This is a genomic window from Nocardia sp. NBC_01377 (genome assembly GCF_045040005.1).
GTDB lineage: Bacteria > Actinomycetota > Actinomycetes > Mycobacteriales > Mycobacteriaceae > Nocardia > Nocardia noduli.
On sequence record NZ_CP109566.1, the window covers coordinates 7,853,741 to 7,873,576 of the forward strand.

The window sequence follows — 19,836 nt, forward strand, 5'->3', positions numbered from 1 at the left end:
GGCGTTGTGGTAGGACCGTTCTGGTGGAAGAACGGGGCGCGGTGACGGTCGAGGCCGCCATCGCGTTGACGGCGATCGTCGCGGCTGTCCTGTGTTGTCTCGGAGCGTTGCTCGCGGCGTCGACACAGGTGCGCTGTGTCGACGCCGCTCGCGAAGCCGCACGTCTCACCGCGCGTGGCGACCACGAGAACGCGAGCATCGTGGCCCGCCGGGTCGCACCACCGGGCGCGGAGATCACCATCCGCGGCGGAGGCGAGCACATCGTCGCGGTGGTCTCCGCCGAAACCCCATTACTCCCAACCCTCGTCCTACGAGCCGAGGCGGTCGCGGCACCCGAGCCGGGGATGCGATGAGGGTGCGGGTGCCGTTCTCACGCGGGCGCATGACAGCGATGTGGAGCGCGAGCGGTCCGAGGGGTTGGTTCCGTTCCGCCGACTCGGACGCGACCCGACCGACCGGCGCTACCGTTACCCGTTCGTGCAGTCGCGCCATGGGCTCGAGGGTCATCGCGGACCGTCGCGGGGTGATCGCCTCTGGCGGGTGTGGGCCGACCGAATCGGACCGTCACGCGCGGTGGGATTCGGACCGGGGCGGGGCAACGGTTCTCGGGTGCGTGGCGGTCACCGCGCTGATCGCGGTCACGCTGATGATCGCTCAGGTGGGCGCGGTGGTGGTGGCGCGGCATCGGGTGCAGGCCGCGGCGGATCTCGGCGCGCTGGCCGCGGCGGGCGCGCTGGTGGCGGGAACGGAAGTGGCGTGTGCCGAGGGAGAAGAAGTAGTACATCTCATGAGTTCGCGGATGCGTGGTTGTGACGTTGTCGAATGGGATGCCGTGATCAGCGCGGAAGGGAATGTACCAATAGGTCTGTTCGGGCACCGTTCCGTTCGCGCTGTCGCGAGAGCGGGGCCGTTGACTGATCAACAATGACGGGTGCGTATAGACACCGATCAGTGGTAGTGCGCGACGGGGTTATTTCACCAATAGGGTGGTCGAATAATCGCGGTATTGCATCAATTCTCGGAGTGTTCGTGGAAATGCGGTGAAGGTAACCGCACGTCGGACACGAATGCGTGTGGCAATAAGCCAGTTAATATGAAACTAGTCCTCTTTATTCGGACCCCGCGAGCCGCCCGGTGGCCGGGGAGGTGTGGGAGGGCTCCCGTAGCTGACAGCTGGTGACCTCGGCTCACATCGCCGGTCGGTCACGCCGGGAGCGCGCCCGGGTCACGAATCGAAAAAGTGGTCTCGACCGGGCGGAATCCCGGTCTCGTCGCCGTCGAGTTCGGCCACTACGGCCGCGAGCAGAAAGACCGCCCCGACCTTGTCGAGCGGGTGGTTGCCGTTACCGCATTTGGGGGACTGGACGCAGGAGGGGCATCCGCTCGCGCATCCGCACGAATCGATTGCTTCCAGCGTGGCCGACAGCCAGCGGCGCAGCTGAACGAATCCTCGTTCGGCGAAACCAGCGCCGCCTGCCTGCCCGTCGTAGACGAAGATCGTGGGGAGGCCGGTATCCGGGTGATTCGCGGTGGACACGCCACCGATATCCCAGCGATCGCAGGTCGCGACCAGGGGGAGCAGGCCGATTGCCGCGTGTTCGGCAGCGTGCAGGGCTCCGGGGACCCGATGCGGTGCTATCCCGGCGGCGGCCAGCAGCGCCGGTGTGACGGTGTAGAGAACGGCCCTGGTCGGCAGGATCTGCGCGGGCATCTCCAGTTCGACGAGGCCGAGCATTTCGCCGGTGACAAGCGTCCGGAGGTAGCCGACCACCTGACTCGTCACCCTGACCTGGGCCAACGCGCTGGTCACCGCTCCGTGTCGGTGCTGTTCGGTGATCGCGTCGACGGCTATCGAGGTCAGTTGCCTGGCGCTGGTCGTCCATCCGGGTTCGGCGGCGTGGACGAACGCTATGCCGCCGTCGAGATCCAGCTCATCGACGACATAGGTATCGCCCTGGTGCAGGTGAACGGCCCCTTCGTGAAGGGTGGCGGGCGCACGGCCCGCGTCGGCGGTGCCGAGCAGCCTGCCCGTTTCCGAGTCGATGATCGCGACGGGTGTGCCGATACCCCCGCGCACATCCACCGCGTCGTGCGGCTGCGTTTCGGCGGTCACGTACCAGCGCGCGTCCGAGCCGGTGGATCGTCGGCGGATCAGGCCCTGGGCTGCGAGTTCGTCCAGGACTTCGCGTGCGCCGAACGCGTCGACCTCGGCATCGGTCAGCGGATGTTCCATGGCCGCGCACAGCAGTTGCGGGCCGAGCACATAGGGATTGCTCGGATCGGTGATGGTGGCTTCGATGGGTTTGTCCAACAGCGCGTCCGGATGGTGCACGAGATAGGTGTCGAGCGGATCGTCCCTGGCCACGAGTACGACGAGCGATCCTTGCGTGCGTCGCCCCGCCCGGCCCGCCTGCTGCCAGAACGAGGCGACAGTGCCGGGGAAACCGGAGACGATCACGGCATCCAACCCCGCGATATCCACCCCGAGTTCCAGGGCATTCGTGGTCGCCGCGCCCAGTAGCGCCCCGCTCGACAACGCCGCTTCCAGCTCTCGGCGGTCCTCGGCCAGATATCCGGCCCTGTAGGCGGCGATCCGGGTGCTGAGCTGCGGCTCTACCTCCGCGAGGCGCCGTCTGGCGTCCATCGCGGTCAGTTCCGCGGCCCGCCTGGATCGAACGAAAGTGAGCGTGCGCGCGCCCTCTGCCACCAGATCGGCCATGATCCTGGCCGATTCGGAGGTCGCCGACCTGCGGACCGGAGCCCCGTTCTCCCCGGTCACGGTCGTGAGCAGGGGCGGCTCCCACAGCGCTACCGTGCGCGGACCCTGCGGTGAGCCGTCCTCGGTGACGGCGACGCACGGTGCGCCGATGAGCCGTGACGCGGCAGCTTCGGGCTCGGCGGTGGTCGCCGAGCAGAGGATGAAGACCGGATCGGCGCCGTACCGTGCGGCGACGCGTCGCAACCTGCGCAGCACCAGCGCGACGTGGGAACCGAAGACTCCCCGGTAGGCGTGGCATTCGTCGATGACGACATAGCGCAGCCTGCGCAGCACGCGGGCCCAGCGTTGATGTGAGCGCAGTATCCCCACGTGCAGCATGTCCGGATTGGTGAAGATCCACCGTCCGTTGGCGCGTACCCACTGCCTTATCTCGGCCGGAGTATCGCCGTCATAGGTGGCGGGGTGAATATCGCGCAGTGGTCCCTCGTGGGTCAACGATCCGATTGCCCGCAACTGATCGGCGCCCAATGCCTTTGTGGGGGATAGATAGAGCGCGGTGGCACGCGGGTCTTGCAGAAGCGCGGTCAGCACCGGCAGTTGGTAGCCGAGCGACTTGCCGGATGCTGTTCCGGTGCTGATCACGACGTTGCTGCCACCTGCGGCGAACTCGGCGGTCCGGGTCTGATGAATCCACGGGGCGTCGACGCCGGTCTCGCGCAACGCGGTGACAACCTCGGGCGCGGCCCAATCGGGCCAGGTAGTGGTGCATGCGGCCCGCGCGGGCAGCTCGGCGACATGGATGAGTCCGGTGTCGGAACCGGGCACTCCTTCCAGGACACGATTCAGCAACGATCGCCCGTATCCGAGGGGGTTGCCGGCGTTCGCTGAGGTCGCTCCGACGGCAGGATTCACCTCCGAACGTCCACAACACGTGCGGAAAGTGTGAAACGTGCGTAGTTAGCAAGGCTTGGGCGCCTTTTCGATACCCAATAGCGACCTGGGTCACAGCCGGATTGCTGAACGTACACTCGGTTATCGCTAAGCAAACGAACCTCAAGTCTGGATTCGGGCATTGTGTCCCTTACCTGCGCATTCGCAAGATCAAGTTTTTTGCAAATTGTCGGTAACTCGACTGTTGAATTGCTCGAAGACATGGTTCACTGGTTCCTGGTCGCAAGCTTCTGTGTTCGAGGGACGGATCCAAAGTCCAAACCGTCAGCAGGATCGATGTTGCGAACGGTGTGCTTGGTTGCTTTCCTGCAGGGGGAACCAACAGTACAGCGCTCTCAACGGGCCCGGTGGACGAACCCAGTTGTCCGCCGTTCCGGTAGAAAAGAGAAGGAACAGAATGGCACAGGGAACTGTGAAGTGGTTCAACGCGGAGAAGGGGTTCGGCTTCATCGCGCCCGAGGACGGGTCCGCTGACGTCTTCGTCCACTACTCCGAGATCCAGGGGTCCGGCTTCCGTACCCTCGAGGAGAACCAGAAGGTCGAGTTCGAGGTCGGCCAGGGCACAAAGGGCCCGCAGGCCACCGGAGTTCGCGCGCTCTCCTGAGCGACGCCACGATTCAGCTCGTCCCTCACCGCCGGTAACGGGGGTGAGGGACGAGCTATATCTGGGGTAGGACACGATCCGATACACGCCGTGCCCGGACATGTCGCGGCGGGTGTGGTCGGGCACACTGCATACTGAACGGCGGTGACCACGTACGCTCGGTGGTTCGAGTCGCAAGCACTCGAACGCAGCCGGCGTCAAGGTATAAACGTGTCTGGTAGCGGCTCGAGTAGTAGCCGCTGCTGTTTACCCCAGCCGCGCATTGCGCGTAACAGCGTCGCGCGGGTCGAGAAGGAAAGGTGTATTCGCCGGTGGCAACACGAGACCGCGGTGCAGCCGACCAGGGCCGTCCCCTGCGTCGTCTCGTGATCGTCGAGTCCCCGACCAAGGCCCGCAAGATAGCGCCCTATCTCGGGCGCAATTACACGGTCGAGGCCTCTGTCGGTCATATCAGGGACCTTCCGCGCGGTGCCGCGGATGTCCCCGCCAAATACAAGGGGCAGTCCTGGGCCCGCCTCGGTGTCGATGTCGACAACGACTTCGAGCCGATCTATGTGGTGAGCCCGGATAAGAAGGCCAAGGTCACCGAGCTCAAGAGTCTGTTGAAAGACGCCGACGAGCTCTACCTCGCCACCGACCCCGACCGCGAGGGCGAGGCCATCGCCTGGCATCTGCTGGAGACGCTCAAGCCCAAGGTGCCGGTCCGCCGGATGGTGTTCCACGAGATCACCGAACCGGCGATCCTCGCCGCCGCCGCCGATACCCGTGAACTCGACTCGGATCTGGTCGACGCGCAGGAGACCCGCCGCATCCTCGACCGTCTGTACGGCTACGAGGTCAGTCCGGTGCTGTGGAAGAAGGTCATGCCGCGGTTGTCGGCGGGCCGCGTGCAGTCCGTCGCGACCAGGGTGATCGTGCAGCGTGAGCGTGAGCGCATGGCGTTCCGCTCGGCCGAGTACTGGGATATCGCAGCCAAGCTCGACGCCGGATCCGGCGACGAGAACACCACCAATCCGCGGACCTTCGGTGCGCGCCTGGTCAACGTGGACGGCGCGCGGGTCGCCTCCGGTCGTGATTTCGGCCCGGACGGGCAGTTGAAAACGGCCAACGGCGTCGTCGTTCTCGACCAGGCTCACGCCCGCCGACTCGCCGAGGCGCTCGACGGAACCGCGCTGGTGGTCTCCTCAGCGGAAGCCAAGCCCTATACACGCAAGCCGTATCCGCCGTTCATGACCTCGACGTTGCAGCAGGAGGCCGGGCGCAAACTGCGTTTCACCTCCGAGCGCACCATGCGGGTGGCGCAGCGGCTCTACGAAAACGGCTACATCACCTACATGCGTACCGACTCGACGACGTTGTCGGAGTCGGCCATCGCCGCGGCCCGTTCGCAGGCGACGCAGTTGTACGGCGCGGACTACGTCTCGCCGTCGCCGCGCCAGTACACGCGCAAGGTGAAGAACGCGCAGGAGGCACACGAGGCGATTCGTCCGTCCGGTGACACGTTCCAGACCCCGGGGCAGCTGCATTCGCGGCTCGACAACGACGAATTCCGCCTCTACGAACTGATCTGGCAGCGCACCGTCGCCTCGCAGATGGCCGACGCGCGCGGCACCACGCTGACATTGCGTATCACCGGCGTCGCCGGCACCGGCGAGGAATGCGTCTTCTCCGCGTCCGGCCGCACCATCACCTTCCCCGGCTTCCTCAAGGCCTACGTGGAGAGTGTCGATGAAGAAGCGGGCGGTCAGTCCGACGACGCCGAATCCCGGCTCCCCGCGCTGGAAGAGGGCCAGGGCGTCACCGCGGTCGAGCTGAATCCCGATGGGCACAGCACGAATCCGCCCGCGCGATACACCGAAGCGTCGCTGATCAAGACGCTCGAAGAGCTCGGCATCGGGCGACCGTCGACGTATTCGTCGATCATCAAGACGATCCTGGATCGCGGCTACGTGTACAAACGCGGTAGCGCGCTGGTGCCATCGTGGGTGGCGTTCGCCGTCATCGGGCTGCTCGAGGCCTACTTCGGCCGACTGGTCGACTTCGATTTCACCGCGGCGATGGAAGACGATCTCGACGCGATCGCCGGTGGGCGTGAACAACGCGGAAACTGGTTGTCCAGCTTCTATTTCGGTGGTAGCAGCGGTGCCGAGGGGTCGGTGGCGCGGTCCGGTGGGCTGAAGAAGATGGTCGGCGGACAACTCGACGATATCGACGCCCGTGAGATCAACTCGATCAAACTGTTCAACGACGATCAGGGACGCGATGTCGTGGTCCGGGTCGGTCGCTACGGTCCGTACCTGGAACGGATGATCGTCAATCCCGATGATCCCGACGGTGATTCGATCTCGCAGCGGGCCAACCTGCCCGATGATCTGCCCCCCGACGAGCTGACCAACGAGGTCGCCGAGGAGTTGTTCTCGACTCCGCAGGAGGGGCGCAAACTCGGCGTCGATCCCGAGACCGGGCACGAAATCCTTGCCAAGAAGGGACGTTTCGGTGATTACGTCACCGAGGTCCTGCCGAAACCGGCCGAGGAAGCCGCGACACCCGCGAAGAAGACGGCCAAGAAGGCCACGGGACCGAAACCGCGCATCAGTTCGCTGTTCAAGTCGATGGATCTGGCCACGATCACCCTCGAGGACGGGCTCAAGCTGCTGTCGCTGCCGCGGGTGGTCGGGACCGACCCCGCGTCGGGCGAGGAGATCACCGCGCAGAACGGTCGCTACGGACCCTATTTGAAGAAGGGGACCGATTCGCGGTCGCTGGCCGACGAGGATCAGATCTTCACGGTCACGCTGGAGGAGGCATTGAAGATCTATGCCGAGCCCAAGCGTCGCGGTGGACGCGCGGCCACCGCGCCGCCGCTGCGTGAACTCGGCAACGACGCGGCCACGGGCAAGCCGATGGTGATCAAGGACGGACGCTACGGCCCGTACGTCACCGATGGCGAGACCAATGCCAGTCTGCGCAAAGACGATGCGGTGGAATCGATCACCGATGAGCGGGCCTCGGAACTGCTGGCCGATCGGCGCTCGCGCGGTCCGGTGAAGAAGACCGCGAAGAAGGCGCCCGCGAAGAAGACCGCCGCCAAGAAGACGGCGGCCAAGAAGACGACCGGCGCGGCCAAGAAGGCTCCCGCCAAGAAGACGGCAGCGAAGAAGTCCTGAGGTGCGAACCGACGCACCGACCACGGTGAGTCGTGTCGGTACCTGCGGCTAGGGTGTATCGCGTGGCGGGTGTCTTCGATCGGTTGGTCGGCCAGGATGCGGTCGAGTCCGAGCTGACGGCTGCCGCGATCGCGGCGCGCGCCGGAGTCATCGAGGGGGCGATGACCCATTCGTGGTTGTTCACCGGCCCCCCCGGATCGGGCAGATCCGTTGCCGCGCTGTGCTTCGCCGCCGCGTTGCAGTGCACGGACGCGGGAACTCCCGGATGCGGGCGATGTCATGCCTGCACGACGACGCTGGCGGGTACCCACGGTGACGTGCGCCGGGTCGTTCCCGAGGGGCTGAGTATCCGCACCGCGGAGATGCGTGGCATCGTGCAGATCGCCTCGCGGCGTCCGTCTACCGGCCGCTGGCAGGTTGTTGTCGTCGAGGACGCCGACCGGCTCACCGAAGCGGCGGGAAATGTTCTGTTGAAAGTGGTGGAGGAGCCGCCGGATCGCACCGTCTTCCTGCTCTGCGCACCGTCGGTCGACCCGGAGGACATCTCGATCACCCTGCGTTCGCGCTGTCGGCACGTGCACCTGGTGACTCCGTCGGTGCCCTCGATCGCCAGGGTGCTGCGTGAACGCGATCAACTGGACGCGAAGACCGCCGAATGGGCCGCCTCGATCAGCGGCGGACATGTCGGCCGCGCCCGCCGCCTCGCGACCGACGAGGCAGCGCGTTCGAGCAGAAAACGCGCCTTGGCCCTGGTCGGCGCGGTGTCCCGGCCGGGTGCCGCCTACGCCGCCGCCGACGACCTGGTGAAATCCGCCGACGACGAGGCCAAACAGATGAGCGCGACCCGCGACGACCGCGAGCGGGACGAACTCGCCACCGCCCTCGGCGCGGGCGGCACCGGAAAAGGCTCGGCGAGCGCGACCCGCGGTTCGGCGGGCGTACTGAAAGACCTGGAACGTCGTCAGAAATCACGTGCGACCCGCACCGGCCGCGATGCCCTCGACCGCGCTCTCATCGACGTCGCCGGGTTCTACCGCGACGCGCTCGTCGTCCGATACGGCGCGGCACGCAACGGCTCCGGGGTCGTCCTCACCCACCCCGACCTGTCCGATCAGATCCACGACCTCGCCGACCGGGTCCGCCCCGAAGGTCTGCTCCGCTCCATCGAAGCCGTCCTGAGCTGCCGCGAAGCACTCGACCTCAACGTCAAACCCCGCTTCGCCGTCGCCGCCATGGTCGCCTCGCTGATCGCCGCCCAATCCGGCTGACCACCCGTTTTCGCGATACGGGCACCGAGGCGATAGACTCGCGTGGCCGAAAGGCACGCCGCCTTAGCTCAGTCGGTAGAGCGCTTCACTCGTAATGAAAAGGTCAGGAGTTCGATTCTCCTAGGCGGCTCAATAGTCCCAGGTAGAGGCCAGTTTCGGCCTCACCCGAGTTGCACCTATCTGGCTGAACTCCCAACTAAGTCCCAACAAAGTCCCACGGCATCGCAGCTGATCAGCCAGGATTGCTTACCGCGCGATCCAGTGCGCCAGCCGCCGCGTGATGGACCCTCCCACGGGCCATATACCGCCGCTGAGTCATCGCGGGATCGACATGCCCAAGGACATCTGCTGTCACCCGCGCCGACAGCCCAGCGTCATCGAGAATCGTCGCTACCGCCCCACGGAAACTGTGCGCCGTCACATCGTCGGGAATCTCTAGCGCGTCGCGAACTCGCTGCCACTCATGCCCCACGTTCTGAGGATCACGCAGGGTCCACACGGCCGAGGGAAACACCAGATCGAGCACGTCCTTACCGGTCGGAGGAGAAGCCAACTGACGGGCCGCCAGATCCTTACGCCGCTGTTTCAGCATCTCGATAACAAAGTCAGGCAGCGCGATAGCACCCTTTCGGTTCTTGGGATCTTCGTCACCGACAACGCGCACCAGGCCCTCACCTTTGACCCGGACCACCTTGCCCGTTGTGCGCAACGTACGACGCTCCATGTCGATGTCAGACCACAACAACCCCAATGCCTGGCTACGCCGAAGGCCGGTACCGGCGAGCAGGGTCACCCAATCGGCCAAGTCCGCACTCTTGCAGAAGTCCGCCACTGTCGGTGCGGTGTACGACTTCACGGGTTTCTCTCGGTTCCGCTCGGCGCGTGACAGCTTTCGCGGGCAAGCCACCGCGGATGTACGCACCGCCGCCAGGATGAAGCGCAGCTCATCCACGGTGATGTCTCGTGATCCGCCCGTGCGTCCCTTGGCCTCGACATTCTGTGCCAACTGGGATTCGCGAACCGGATTCACTGTCAGAGCATCTTTGCGGACCGCGTATCGGAACATCCCTGACAGGACATTCCGCCCGGTCCGCATCGTGCCCGGTCCCTTGGCGCTGCCTAGATCCTTGAGAAACGCCTCAACAGCAGACGTCGTGACTTCCAGTAGACGCCGGGCACCGAAAGCTGTGTTGAACGTCTCAGCGACGATGTCATAGCGTTCAACCGTCGCCCCCGCCCGCCCCTGTTCAACGAGGTGAATGCGGTACAGATCCCACAATTGCCGAACAGTCGTAGCCTCCGACAACTCACCCCCGGCATCCACCCGCACCAGATTCGCCGCACTCAAAACCGCATCGGCAGCACGAGCGCCATTGCGATCAGGGATCTTTCGTCCCCGAGAGTCCCGTTTGAGCGGGGACACTCGACTCAGCTCACGCCTCTTGCCCGACGCATCCCGCACCAATACGCGAGCCTGCCAATGCCCAGAAGACAGTTCCGTGAGCATCACCGCACCGGCAACACCGATCGGACGCGGAGGGCGACCCGTCCTCATGCCCTCACCGGCCTAGCTAGCCTTCGCGCGCCTCCAAAGCCGCATCCAGCGCGTTTAGATCCCAACGGAAATCCTTTCCGATCCGCCTCGGTTTCGGTAGCCACGAGTGCTCATCCCGGTGTCGATTCCATCGCCGCAGCACCTCCGGATGCACGCAGATGTACGCGGCAGCCCCTTTGGTCGTCGCCCACCGGTGAAGGGGCCGCCCGTGTTCGGTCTCAGCTGACATCAGTGACTCCAGAGTGGTCAAGATCAATATTGTTGCCATCGGTTAGCTGATGGGCGGCGGGTGGAGGCGGCTTCGCCTCAGTTGCCGAACATGCGTCCGGTAACGAACCATCGTCCGGATGCTGTGCCGCATACAAAGCGCCGTCGTATTCCGCGCGCCAGGCGACGCGTTGCCCGATTGCCGAGAGCAGCATTTTCGTTCGTGAGGGCATCCGGGTGCCCGGTGCGACCGTGGCCCAGGTGTATTGCCGGGGATCTTGGGCGGGTTTGTCCAGGCCGACCGCCGCGAGGGTGCGTCGCACGAACTCCAGTCGATCGGCTTTGTGGTCGCCGAGGGTCTTGCCGGTCCATGCTTCCGAGGTCAGTACCCGGTTCCCGGGTAGTGCGAGGGTTTCGCGTCGGTGTGCGCGGCCCTTGCAGATTCCGGGCACCGTTTTGGCGTTCGCGCCCTTGGGGACGATGCCGTAGAGCAGCCAGATAGCGCACCGCGGACCACACGGTGTCCGGCACAGCGCCGCGTGCAGCCGGTCGTAGTGGTCGAGTTGGCGAGAGGTACGCGCCTCGAGGACTTCGGTGACGGACTTGGTGAGGTACTTGCACAGATAGCCGATCGCCTCGCCTGCTGCTTTGGTCCCTGCCGCGATCCCTTGCACGTCGATACGAGGCCCGAACGCCGCTTTGTGCGCCGGTTGGTCGGTCGGGCCGATCGCATCGAGTGCGTCTTCCCACTCGGTCAGCGGGCGATGGGTGCGAGGGTCGGTGAAGGTCTCGTCGTGTTCGTCCCAGACCGGTACCGCCGCCCCCGGATAGACCATCTCACCGACTTGCGGCCACCAGACTTGGTGATAGGTGGCTTCGTTGACCGCGATGAGCAGTGCACGGGGGATCGCGCCACGTAGGGCGATGTGCAGATGAGGAGCGCCGCGTTTCTGTGGTTCGACCACCGCGAAGTATTGGACGTTCCAGCCGATCGCGCGTCGGAGGTTCTGTATCCAGCGGGAGAACAGCCGTGAGCAGGTGATCGCGTCCCACGCCGCGCGCTGGTAGTCGTAGGCGCCGGGGTTGCGTGCGGAGCCGTCGCCGTAGACCTTGCCGTAGCTGGGCATGGTCAGCGTGACGAACATCGACGAGTAATGCCCGCCCCGTTCACTGCCGACAGTCCGGTCAGCGACCTCGAGACGCGGCAGGGTCTTGGGAACGTCTTGGCGTCGCCGGGTGGACCGTTTACGCATTGCCTTGGGTGTCGGCCCCTGTGTGATCTCGTCGGCCGCGCAGTCTTTCGGAGCCTTGCCCCGCATCCCGAGGGTCGCTAGCTCGCTGTCGATCCACACGAACTCCGCTTCGATCTCAGCGACCTCAGCCGTATTGCCGACCTCGCGCGCCTCATCGAGCATCGGCACCAGATCCGCGCGGTATCCGATCAACCCTTCCTGGTCGTAGGTCGGACGAGCACGGGCTTTGACCGGTTCGGTGGTCGCGTGCCAACCTTCCCGGCACTGTGCCTTACGCAACGCCCGAGCTTTGCGCGCGCACGGCCCGCACTTGGATTCCAGAGTGGCCCCACACGGCACCGGAACGAACGTCGTGCGCCCGGTCCGGGTATCGGTCTGCTCGAGCACCACCGGGCGCACACAGACCCCGTGCCGATCCGCCGCCGCTATCGCCACTTCCAGCATCGACGGCCCGTGACCGGGGTTGATGACCTGTCCGTCTTCCCCGGTGACTTCCACCGGGTCGTCCAACAAACTCGCTTGCACCGGAAAACTCCTGTCCCGCAGTCGAATACGCGACACCGAACCGACCGGACCACGCCGAGCCGATCCTGTGCCGCATGATGACGAAATCTCAAGTGCCGGAACAGAATTAATAAGTAGTGTGCCGCTGCCGGTACAACGGTCACGGGAGCGCCACACGCGCCGGGAGAATTGGTTTCGTGGGTGCGCCGAGATGCGCAATCAACCATCGAGAGGGGCGCTCAACACGCGCCGGGAGAGAAAAGATTCAGGGGACGCCAACCGCGTCGGGAGGATTTCAGATGCTGGAGATCGGGTACAGATTCGGTGCAGGTGATCAGGCGATCAAGGGTTTGCCAGAGCCGTCGAGACCATCCCCACGAGGGGCAGGCGGGTAGGTGTCCATGATCCATCCGATATCGTCATCGGTGACCCAGAAGGCCCGCACCCGCGCGATATCGGTGGACGCCTCATGTTCGACATACCCCAATCCCGGTGTGGTTTCGGAAATTTCGTCACACAGCGCGCCCCGGTCACGGCCGGTGGTGCCGAACACCATGTTCGGCTGTGTGGATTCGGCCATGCGCAAACCGATCCGATAGCTGAATAGCTGCCGCTGTTCCAAGATGGCTTTGCTCGGGTCTTGGATGCATCCCGCCACCGGAACCGCCATCGCGCGGGACTGGGTGAGCACGATCCCCAGATACCGCAGAATCTCGTCTTTGATCTTGCGATCGGAGTAGTAGGCGGTCAGGCTCGCCGCCTCATCCACGATCACCAACACCAACGGTTCGCGCACCGACGGGGTGATACGTCGCTCGGGCCGGTCCATATACAACTCGCCACGAGCCTGCACCATGTCGGCCGCATCCTTGAGGATGCCCAACGCCTGCGTGCCGTTGTCGTAGGCGAAACGAGCGAACCACCGGCGAGCGGCACCGAATTCAGCACCGCCCTTGGGGTCGATCACCCATAACACCACACGCCCCTCGCGGATCGCAGGCCCCAACGCGGCGATCAGTGACCAGATCACCGACCCCTTACCGGAGCCCATCATGCCCGCGACGAGGATCTGATTGCCGAGCAGGCGAATACTCCACGACTCACCCATCTCGGTCACACCGATCGTGAGTGCGGTCAGATCACAGGACTTCGCGTCCACCCGAGGCAGCGGCACCGGATCTTGCAGGATGTCCTTGTGGATCACCTGCAAGCGCACGAACCCGGATTCGGTGTGGCGCACCCGCACCCCGACCGCGCGGAAGGCGTGGCGTAGCGCGTCGGTTTGCGCGGCCCAGTCCGCGACCTTCTGACCCGCCACCATCCGAATCAGCAGTTCGTCGGCCACGTCCCCGATGAAGACCTTGTACAGGAATGGCGTCAGAACCCCGGTGTCGAGGATCTTGGTCAGCCCGTGCGTGGCGGTGAGTTTGTTCCAGCCGACCTTGTACCGCGACCAGGACAGGAACCGCGATCGCATCCGGCCCCACACCCAACGCCGCCACGACCCCGGCCACCAGGCCCACCAGCTCACCCACCCCGCGAGGGTGAGCACCAATATGGCGACCCCCAACGGCCAGCCCTGCCACCACCACCCGGCACCGGACGCGGCCAGCGGTAGCGACACCATCGGGAACAACCCCGCCCACAACAACAGCAGCCCAGCGCCCTGCACCAGGGCCACCAGCAGCTTCACCAGCAGCAACCCCATCGTGTCGAAGAAGTCCGGGCCGCGTGCACCCGGATTCTCGTAATCAGCCGAACGTGCCATCCTCATTTCCTCTCTCAGGTGTTGCAGTAATCGAATCGAATTATGTTGTGCTACTGCACATGTGTGGACCTTCCGTGTCTGGTTCACGTGGTATCCCAGGGGGTGAGCCCCCGGATGAATCTCGAGCTTCACCCGGGAACTCAACCCGTCGTGCGACCTGGGGCAGCCACCGATCAGGCGGGATTCTTACCCGCCGCCGGACCCGGACCCGAACCCGTCGACTTGCCACCAGGAGCGACGGCGTAGCCCGATGCCCGAATCTGGTAGCTCTGGACCTTGTACTCACCAGCCCCTTTCAGGCGCGGCTGAGCAGTCACATCGACCAGTTCGATCGGCCGCATGTGCGGGCCGATCTCCGCCGTCGTCACCGCCGGTTCCTCATCCGAGAGGATGTGCACGGAGTAACTGGCCCGGTCCGCGTTCTCCACCGCAGGATCAGAGACCTTGATCTTCCAGGCCAACAGCCCCGTCACCTCGTCACGGACCTGACGACCGGGACGAGAACGATCCTGCGAGAACTCTCGAAGGGGCTGTACCGGCCCCATCTGGTAGAGGCCCATGTAGAAGAACTCCGCGAACTCGACCCGGAACCGGATGTTCCGGCGACGATCGGTCATGTTGTTTTCGTTGTCGGTAGCCACGTCGGCTGCCCACCTTTCATCGGTGTGTTGCGTTATCGAAGGATGTTTCACAGGCCCGCAACTATCAGGCCAGGTCGATGCCACGCCGCGCGTGCGGCATCAGAGACGCGCTCAACAGCGCGGATAGGAGGGTCACGCCCTCCGACACATCCCGACCAGCGGCGCACCTTCCGGCGACGGCTATCTGTCAGCATGAGCTGTGAGATTGTTGTCAAGCCGGGGGCAAATGCACCCAATTTGGGGGGATTCGACTACTCTGGACACAGCAGAGACCTCGGTTTCTGCAAAAGGATGGAATGGGGAACCTTGACGAAGGTGAGGCGACCAAACTTCTGCCTTCGTGGGGTTCGCTACTCGTTCAGGCCGTCCCCTCGTGCGTGGCCTGTCCCGTATGGGGGGACGGCTGCGGGGCATCTGCCTGTCGGCACCGTGGCCGAGGTAATCAGTCGATAAATAGTCCTGGGGATTGCGGGGATGCGCTGTGGCCGAGCGGCCTCAGAACGAAACTTCTGCTATCTATGATCCCCAACCAGCCGCCCAGGTCAAGCAAACCAGGTTATGCAGATTGCATAACCTGGCGCAGCGGTGCCACGGTGGCCGATCCAGCGAACTCAGGTACCGCAATTGGCAACACTTTGCTTTACCGGACCTGATCAGCAACGACACGGCACAACTGCCAAAGTCCGCACAATCCCCGTCCTGGACGTGCACCCAAGATCAACACAGAAAATAGTGACCAATACCACATAAATTTGCAAGCCAGTTTTGCAACTAGCTGACGAAGACTGACACACCAGGTGCTACCTGCGAATATCCAACAGCACATCACGTCTCGCTACGACTCGGCACATCTCATCACTGCCCGTTGCATCCAAATCCACCCAATTTGTACGAGTGTCAGACTTGACAAATGAAAATCTTCTGATCTCGATCAATGGAACCTTTCGAAACGAACCAGACATTCCGCTGACCCGCATGGCAAGGCCCTAGAACATGCTCCGACTATCCGAAGGTCTGTACGGTTAGCAGATGCACGCACTCGTAGTGAAGTTCGATCTCATCGATGCCGCGAAAGCCGAGGCATTCGACCAATTGGTAGCAGAGACCGTGAAGAGCATTGCGGATAGTGAGCCTGGCACCCTTGTCTATGCCACCCACACCGTGGAAGACCAACCCCTCTCGCGAGTTTTCTACGAGGTCTATCGCGATCGTGCAGCATTCGAGGAGCACGAACGGCAGTCGCACACACGCCATTTCCTCGACCGGCGATCCGAGTACATCAAGTCGTTCCGCGTAGAATTCCTGACTCCGGCCGTAGTAAAAGGTCTCCCGCCAGCCAACTGACCTGGCGGCCCAGCTACAGGCGATTGGCAATCCCGCACCACACCGCGAAGCCGTGGACCGTATCAACCGTGCGCACTTCCGCTCTGGCGAGTGCGCGCGTCGTTTCATGCACCATCGGGTTGTAGCGGGTCTGCGCTGGCGCGATTGCCTTTGCGGTCAGAAGGGCATCGAAAGCCCGGGAACGGTCACCGTGTAGCAGATACGCACGAGCGACGTCGATGTAGTGGTGCCCAGCCCGTTCCTTCGGCGTGGCATCGGGGATTACGACCGCCTTCGCGCGGTTCAGCGCCTCGGCACCGTCCATAGCCTCCACCGCCAGCGCAACTGACCAGATAGCCACGTTCGTCGGTCCGAAGGACAGGATGGGGTCCAGGTCGTCGCCGAGCCGCATCGCTGCCTCACGTGCTTCGGAGAGGTGCATGTCGGCAAGGTCGCTTTTGCCGGATCGTGAAGCGGCGAGCCCAGATTGCAGATGCAGACCACCCCACGCAATGAGATCATGCCGACGACCGGCACCAAGACGCGGTTCGATACTCGATCGGCATCGTTCTAGAAATCTCAGAGCAGCCGTCCAGTCTCCGCCCGATGTCAGCAGAGCGGCGCGTTGGAACTGACTTGTCGCGATCCATAGTTCATGCCCGCATTCATATGCGGCCCATGTCATTCGGTCGACAGCGAGCGCAGCGAGGTCGACGTATCCGAGCTTGTGAGCGAGGCTGTGCGCTGAGTAGTACAACTCGCATAACAAGGTCAGAGCCTCATCTCGCTCGTGGCCGATCGCGCGGTGCACCGCCGCTCGCACCTCACCCAGCAGTTCGGGCAGAGCCTCTCCGAGTTTGTGGAACGACGCCGCACGCCGGAAACTGCGCACCTTCTCGACATCAGCGGAGATCCGCGCAAGTGGTCGAACTGTCGAGACATCAGCATTGTCGATGTCGAACGCGGCCAACTCGGTGCGAAGAACCGCAATGGCAACGCGAACTTCAGTATCGGGACCGGGAGCAGGTGTGAACGGCTGCCCGGTCAGCTCGATCACCGAGACCCGTAAAGCCTTCGACACTGCGCCCAGGAACGCCGGAGTCGCTGCCACGCGGCGCTGTTCGACCGAACGGACGAGGCCGATCGAAACATTAGCCCGTTCCGCAAGCTGGCGTTGTGTAAGACCAGACAACTTCCGCGCCTGAGCTACACGCGCAGCCACGCTACCGCGATCTTGGGTCATGGTCACCATTCCATTTAACGGGAGCCTCAGTGCCAAGAGTACGAAATTCCTTCGTACTTCACGTCCGACCGGTACGGCACGGTGATCTCAGCCCCGCTGCCGGTCTGAGGTTCACTCGCCGGTGGCGGGTGCCTACCACGTGAATCGAGTAGGGAGGCGCAGGGAATGGGATGGCCCAGCGACGACAACGAAGACCAGCGCGAGCCGACCGCGCAGCAGCACTACAACGCGAACCTGGCGTATCTGCGTAGTCACCGCGACGAACGTAACGCGATTCGGTTGGTTCGACTCGAGGAGGAAGGTCCACCGCTCCCGGAGCCCGCAGACGGGGCACGAGGCTGGCTGCGGTGGTATGTCCGCCGTGTCCCTACCGCCGAGCAGTTCGCCGGGTTGCTGTCCGGGTTGGAAGGCGAAGGACTGTTGACCAGTGACGAGGTCGCCGGATATGCAGGCAACGTCACCGCGGACTCAGTTGCCGAACTCACCGCGCACATCAACGCCGTCGACGACCTCACCGCCGCTCGACAACAGATGGACCGGTCATGACCGCCGACACTCCCGCTTCGCGGTGCGAGTACTACCGCCGTATCTGCCACCTACCCGCGACCGTCGAGCCCGGTACCGGGCGTATCAGTGTCCGCGCCGGTCTGGTGTGGGCGATCCAGTTGCCCGCCGAACTCGCGCAGATGGTGAAGATGGACTTGGACCGACGCCAGCACGGAGGCGGACCGATCATCTCCCACCCGCGTGAGGGGCAGTGGACCTTTCTCACCTGCTCCGATATCCCCGCCCGGATCGCAGCCCGAGATGTGCCGTTGTGGCGCAATAGGGTCACGATCCTGAACGACGGAGCAGAAATCATGCTGCCCTCACCCTCGGACCGAGGACTGTTCTACCGGGCATGGATCACTCCCGCACACAGCACATTCCGGCCCTCCGGGTTGGCTGTACTCGACTCCATCCGGGTCTGCCTCCACGCCGACACCCACACCCATGTGTGAACCTGGGGAGGAGTGAACACGGTTGCCTATCAACGCAATAGGTCTGATCAACCTGGAACACAGCCCGGCCGAGCCCGCCGACCACCTCGTCATCACCGCCCTGGCACGCGCGCACGGATTCCACCTCGCGCACACCCTCACCGTCGACGCCGACACCTACATGCCGACAGCGTTGATCGTGGGAACCGCCCGCAAACACCACGCACGCGCCATCCTCGCCCCCACGCTCGGGCATTTCGGTGCCAGCCCCAAAGCCCTCGCGCTGACTTGCACACTCATCGTTCCCGACCGCACAATCCCTGCGTCCGGCAGCTGGAACCCCAACCACTGACCGCACACCCGAGACTTGCCCGCAGCGCCCAGCCCCGGCCCTGAGACCCCGGGACAGCTGGCTTCCCTTCAACAGCGGGCAGGGCGAGCCCCCGGACCATCCCAGGCGTCTTCCCCCGTGCCCAGGAAGACACCGCGGCCCGGGGCAACTCCGCCCCTCCAACTTCCCGCCCGATGCCCGATATGTCAGAGGCCCAGGAGCATCAGCGGGAACGGCAGCCTCCGGTGACTTGTACTTGCCAGTGCGACCACCGGGGACATTGCCGATCGCCGAATCGTCCACGCCTTGCAAAGGAATTATATTGTCCCTCAATAGCTTACGATCGGCAGCGGCTATCGCAGTTCTCGCACTGCTCGCCGTGCCCGTTACCGCATCCGCGAGCCCGACACCGGTGGCTGCCAAATCCTGTGGCCTGGAATTCACGTTCAGCCGTCCGAGCGTGCTCGCCCCTGTCATCTTCGGCGACGCCAAGGCCGAATGCGACATCCCCCCGGAAAGTCACACCATGGAATTGACCCTGGACCGGGTAGTCAACGGATCATGGATACCCCAGGCACTGACCGTCGATTCCGCCATCCCGGTACCCACCCGCACCTATCATGTGTCCGCAGAATGCGTCGCCGGAGACTGGCGAATACGAGCCCGCGTCTACGGATCACTGACCAACCGGCCTTTCGACTTCACCGACCACACCGCAACCCGTACGGTATCGACAAGAGAATGCCCGGGAGGCTGACCCATGAAGCGATACGCCGACGCCGATCAACCCATTCCGCTCCGCAAGAAGGCTCGCGCCCGCATCCCCTTCTACCTGCGACTGTGGTGGGATCGCCTACGCGGACCCGCCTACGTCCACCGCCGCGCCACCCGAAACCAACCCTGACACGCCAGCGACCGAGACCCCGGTTACGCACCACCGCGTAACCGGGGTTTTCGCATGTCCGCCGAACACCCGTGGATGCCGAAGACACTTGCCGTGCCGGTATCGGGAACCCTCACCACCTGCGGACCCTTCGCGCGGGTGCCTGCCAGCAGCTCAGCTGATGACTTGGCAATCTGATCATTCGCGGAAGAGTTGGTGGGCGCAGGCTTGAATTCATGTGGAGAAGAGAGTGTGAGAAGAGTTGGGAACCCTGGGAAAGAAGAAAAAGAAGAAAGGAGAGAGGGAACCCAACGAAAGAGAACTTGCCGAATTTCTCTCTACAGGAACAAGAGCGCGGCAAAGCCGCGCCGCCCAGGTGCCCGCCCTTCGCTCCGCTGCGGGCGGGCACCCAGGCGCAGAACCACAGGAGTGAAGGACT

17 protein-coding genes and 1 tRNA gene are annotated in these 19,836 nt (G+C 64.1%); 12 read left to right on the top strand and 6 right to left on the bottom strand.

Annotated elements, in window-relative coordinates:
- Window positions 1–23 precede the first annotated feature (23 nt).
- Both OG225_RS36150 and OG225_RS36155 read left to right on the top strand, forming a co-directional pair.
- Window positions 24–353, top strand: coding sequence for a TadE family type IV pilus minor pilin (locus tag OG225_RS36150; protein ID WP_405179207.1), 330 nt, complete (start codon window positions 24–26; stop codon window positions 351–353).
- 170 nt (window positions 354–523) lie between these two features.
- Entirely contained in the window at window positions 524–928 is a 405-nt protein-coding gene (locus tag OG225_RS36155; protein WP_405179208.1) for an Rv3654c family TadE-like protein, read from the top strand.
- 297 nt (window positions 929–1,225) lie between these two features.
- On the opposite strand, the gene OG225_RS36160 is transcribed toward OG225_RS36155, so the two are convergent.
- Entirely contained in the window at window positions 1,226–3,568 is a 2,343-nt protein-coding gene (locus OG225_RS36160) for a DEAD/DEAH box helicase (RefSeq protein WP_405179209.1), read from the bottom strand.
- A gap of 499 nt (window positions 3,569–4,067) precedes the next feature.
- On the opposite strand from OG225_RS36160, the gene OG225_RS36165 reads away from it, so the two are divergent.
- The 4 genes from OG225_RS36165 (at window position 4,068) to OG225_RS36180 (ending at window position 8,839) form a co-directional block, all read left to right on the top strand.
- Window positions 4,068–4,274: a cold-shock protein gene (locus tag OG225_RS36165; protein WP_011206895.1), complete on the top strand. Its 207-nt coding sequence runs from the start codon at window positions 4,068–4,070 to the stop codon at window positions 4,272–4,274.
- A 365-nt stretch (window positions 4,275–4,639) separates the two neighbouring features.
- Window positions 4,640–7,441, top strand: a complete 2,802-nt coding sequence (gene topA / locus OG225_RS36170) for a type I DNA topoisomerase (protein WP_405183485.1) — start codon at window positions 4,640–4,642, stop codon at window positions 7,439–7,441.
- Between the two features lie 62 nt (window positions 7,442–7,503).
- Window positions 7,504–8,709, top strand: coding sequence for a DNA polymerase III subunit delta' (locus tag OG225_RS36175; protein ID WP_216917101.1), 1,206 nt, complete (start codon window positions 7,504–7,506; stop codon window positions 8,707–8,709).
- A 57-nt stretch (window positions 8,710–8,766) separates the two neighbouring features.
- Window positions 8,767–8,839 (top strand) — tRNA-Thr (locus tag OG225_RS36180).
- 102 nt (window positions 8,840–8,941) lie between these two features.
- Here OG225_RS36180 and xerC read toward each other — a convergent pair.
- The 4 genes from xerC to OG225_RS36200 form a co-directional block, all read right to left on the bottom strand.
- Window positions 8,942–10,216 (bottom strand): tyrosine recombinase XerC, encoded by a 1,275-nt coding sequence (gene xerC / locus OG225_RS36185; RefSeq protein WP_405179210.1) that lies wholly within the window; start codon window positions 10,214–10,216, stop codon window positions 8,942–8,944.
- A gap of 266 nt (window positions 10,217–10,482) precedes the next feature.
- Complete coding sequence (locus tag OG225_RS36190; RefSeq protein WP_405179211.1) at window positions 10,483–12,249, bottom strand: replication initiator; 1,767 nt, start codon at window positions 12,247–12,249, stop codon at window positions 10,483–10,485.
- A gap of 313 nt (window positions 12,250–12,562) precedes the next feature.
- On the bottom strand, window positions 12,563–13,996 hold the full coding sequence (locus OG225_RS36195) for a cell division protein FtsK (protein WP_405179212.1): 1,434 nt from the start codon (window positions 13,994–13,996) through the stop codon (window positions 12,563–12,565).
- Between the two features lie 173 nt (window positions 13,997–14,169).
- Complete coding sequence (locus tag OG225_RS36200) at window positions 14,170–14,688, bottom strand: hypothetical protein (RefSeq protein WP_405179213.1); 519 nt, start codon at window positions 14,686–14,688, stop codon at window positions 14,170–14,172.
- 978 nt (window positions 14,689–15,666) lie between these two features.
- Here OG225_RS36200 and OG225_RS36205 point away from each other — a divergent pair.
- Window positions 15,667–15,981, top strand: a complete 315-nt coding sequence (locus tag OG225_RS36205) for a putative quinol monooxygenase (RefSeq protein ID WP_405179214.1) — start codon at window positions 15,667–15,669, stop codon at window positions 15,979–15,981.
- A 13-nt stretch (window positions 15,982–15,994) separates the two neighbouring features.
- Here OG225_RS36205 and OG225_RS36210 read toward each other — a convergent pair whose 3' ends face one another.
- Window positions 15,995–17,203, bottom strand: a complete 1,209-nt coding sequence (locus OG225_RS36210; RefSeq protein WP_405179215.1) for a helix-turn-helix domain-containing protein — start codon at window positions 17,201–17,203, stop codon at window positions 15,995–15,997.
- Window positions 17,204–17,368: 165 nt separating this feature from the next.
- Here OG225_RS36210 and OG225_RS36215 point away from each other — a divergent pair, with 165 nt between their 5' ends.
- From OG225_RS36215 to OG225_RS36235, 5 genes are all read left to right on the top strand, one after another.
- On the top strand, window positions 17,369–17,749 hold the full coding sequence (locus OG225_RS36215) for a hypothetical protein (protein WP_405179216.1): 381 nt from the start codon (window positions 17,369–17,371) through the stop codon (window positions 17,747–17,749).
- Entirely contained in the window at window positions 17,746–18,204 is a 459-nt protein-coding gene (locus tag OG225_RS36220; RefSeq protein ID WP_405179217.1) for a DNA-directed RNA polymerase subunit beta, read from the top strand. Before OG225_RS36215 ends, OG225_RS36220 begins: the two co-directional genes overlap by 4 nt.
- Window positions 18,205–18,226: 22 nt before the next feature.
- Window positions 18,227–18,535, top strand: coding sequence for a hypothetical protein (locus OG225_RS36225; RefSeq protein ID WP_405179218.1), 309 nt, complete (start codon window positions 18,227–18,229; stop codon window positions 18,533–18,535).
- A 391-nt stretch (window positions 18,536–18,926) separates the two neighbouring features.
- Window positions 18,927–19,271 carry a hypothetical protein gene (locus OG225_RS36230; RefSeq protein WP_405179219.1) on the top strand — a complete coding sequence of 115 codons (345 nt, stop codon included), beginning with the start codon at window positions 18,927–18,929 and terminating at the stop codon, window positions 19,269–19,271.
- Between the two features lie 3 nt (window positions 19,272–19,274).
- Window positions 19,275–19,418 (top strand): hypothetical protein, encoded by a 144-nt coding sequence (locus OG225_RS36235; RefSeq protein WP_405179220.1) that lies wholly within the window; start codon window positions 19,275–19,277, stop codon window positions 19,416–19,418.
- Window positions 19,419–19,836 lie beyond the last annotated feature (418 nt).

Coding starts and splice junctions, on each gene's coding strand:
- OG225_RS36165 (WP_011206895.1), top strand. CDS start 4,068: ATGGCACAGGGAACTGTGAAGTGGTTCAACGCGGAGAAGGGGTTCGGC.
- xerC (WP_405179210.1), bottom strand. CDS start 10,216: ATGCTCACGGAACTGTCTTCTGGGCATTGGCAGGCTCGCGTATTGGTG.
- OG225_RS36195 (WP_405179212.1), bottom strand. CDS start 13,996: ATGGCACGTTCGGCTGATTACGAGAATCCGGGTGCACGCGGCCCGGAC.
- OG225_RS36205 (WP_405179214.1), top strand. CDS start 15,667: ATGCACGCACTCGTAGTGAAGTTCGATCTCATCGATGCCGCGAAAGCC.
- OG225_RS36210 (WP_405179215.1), bottom strand. CDS start 17,203: ATGACCCAAGATCGCGGTAGCGTGGCTGCGCGTGTAGCTCAGGCGCGG.
- OG225_RS36215 (WP_405179216.1), top strand. CDS start 17,369: ATGGGATGGCCCAGCGACGACAACGAAGACCAGCGCGAGCCGACCGCG.
- OG225_RS36220 (WP_405179217.1), top strand. CDS start 17,746: ATGACCGCCGACACTCCCGCTTCGCGGTGCGAGTACTACCGCCGTATC.
- OG225_RS36235 (WP_405179220.1), top strand. CDS start 19,275: ATGAAGCGATACGCCGACGCCGATCAACCCATTCCGCTCCGCAAGAAG.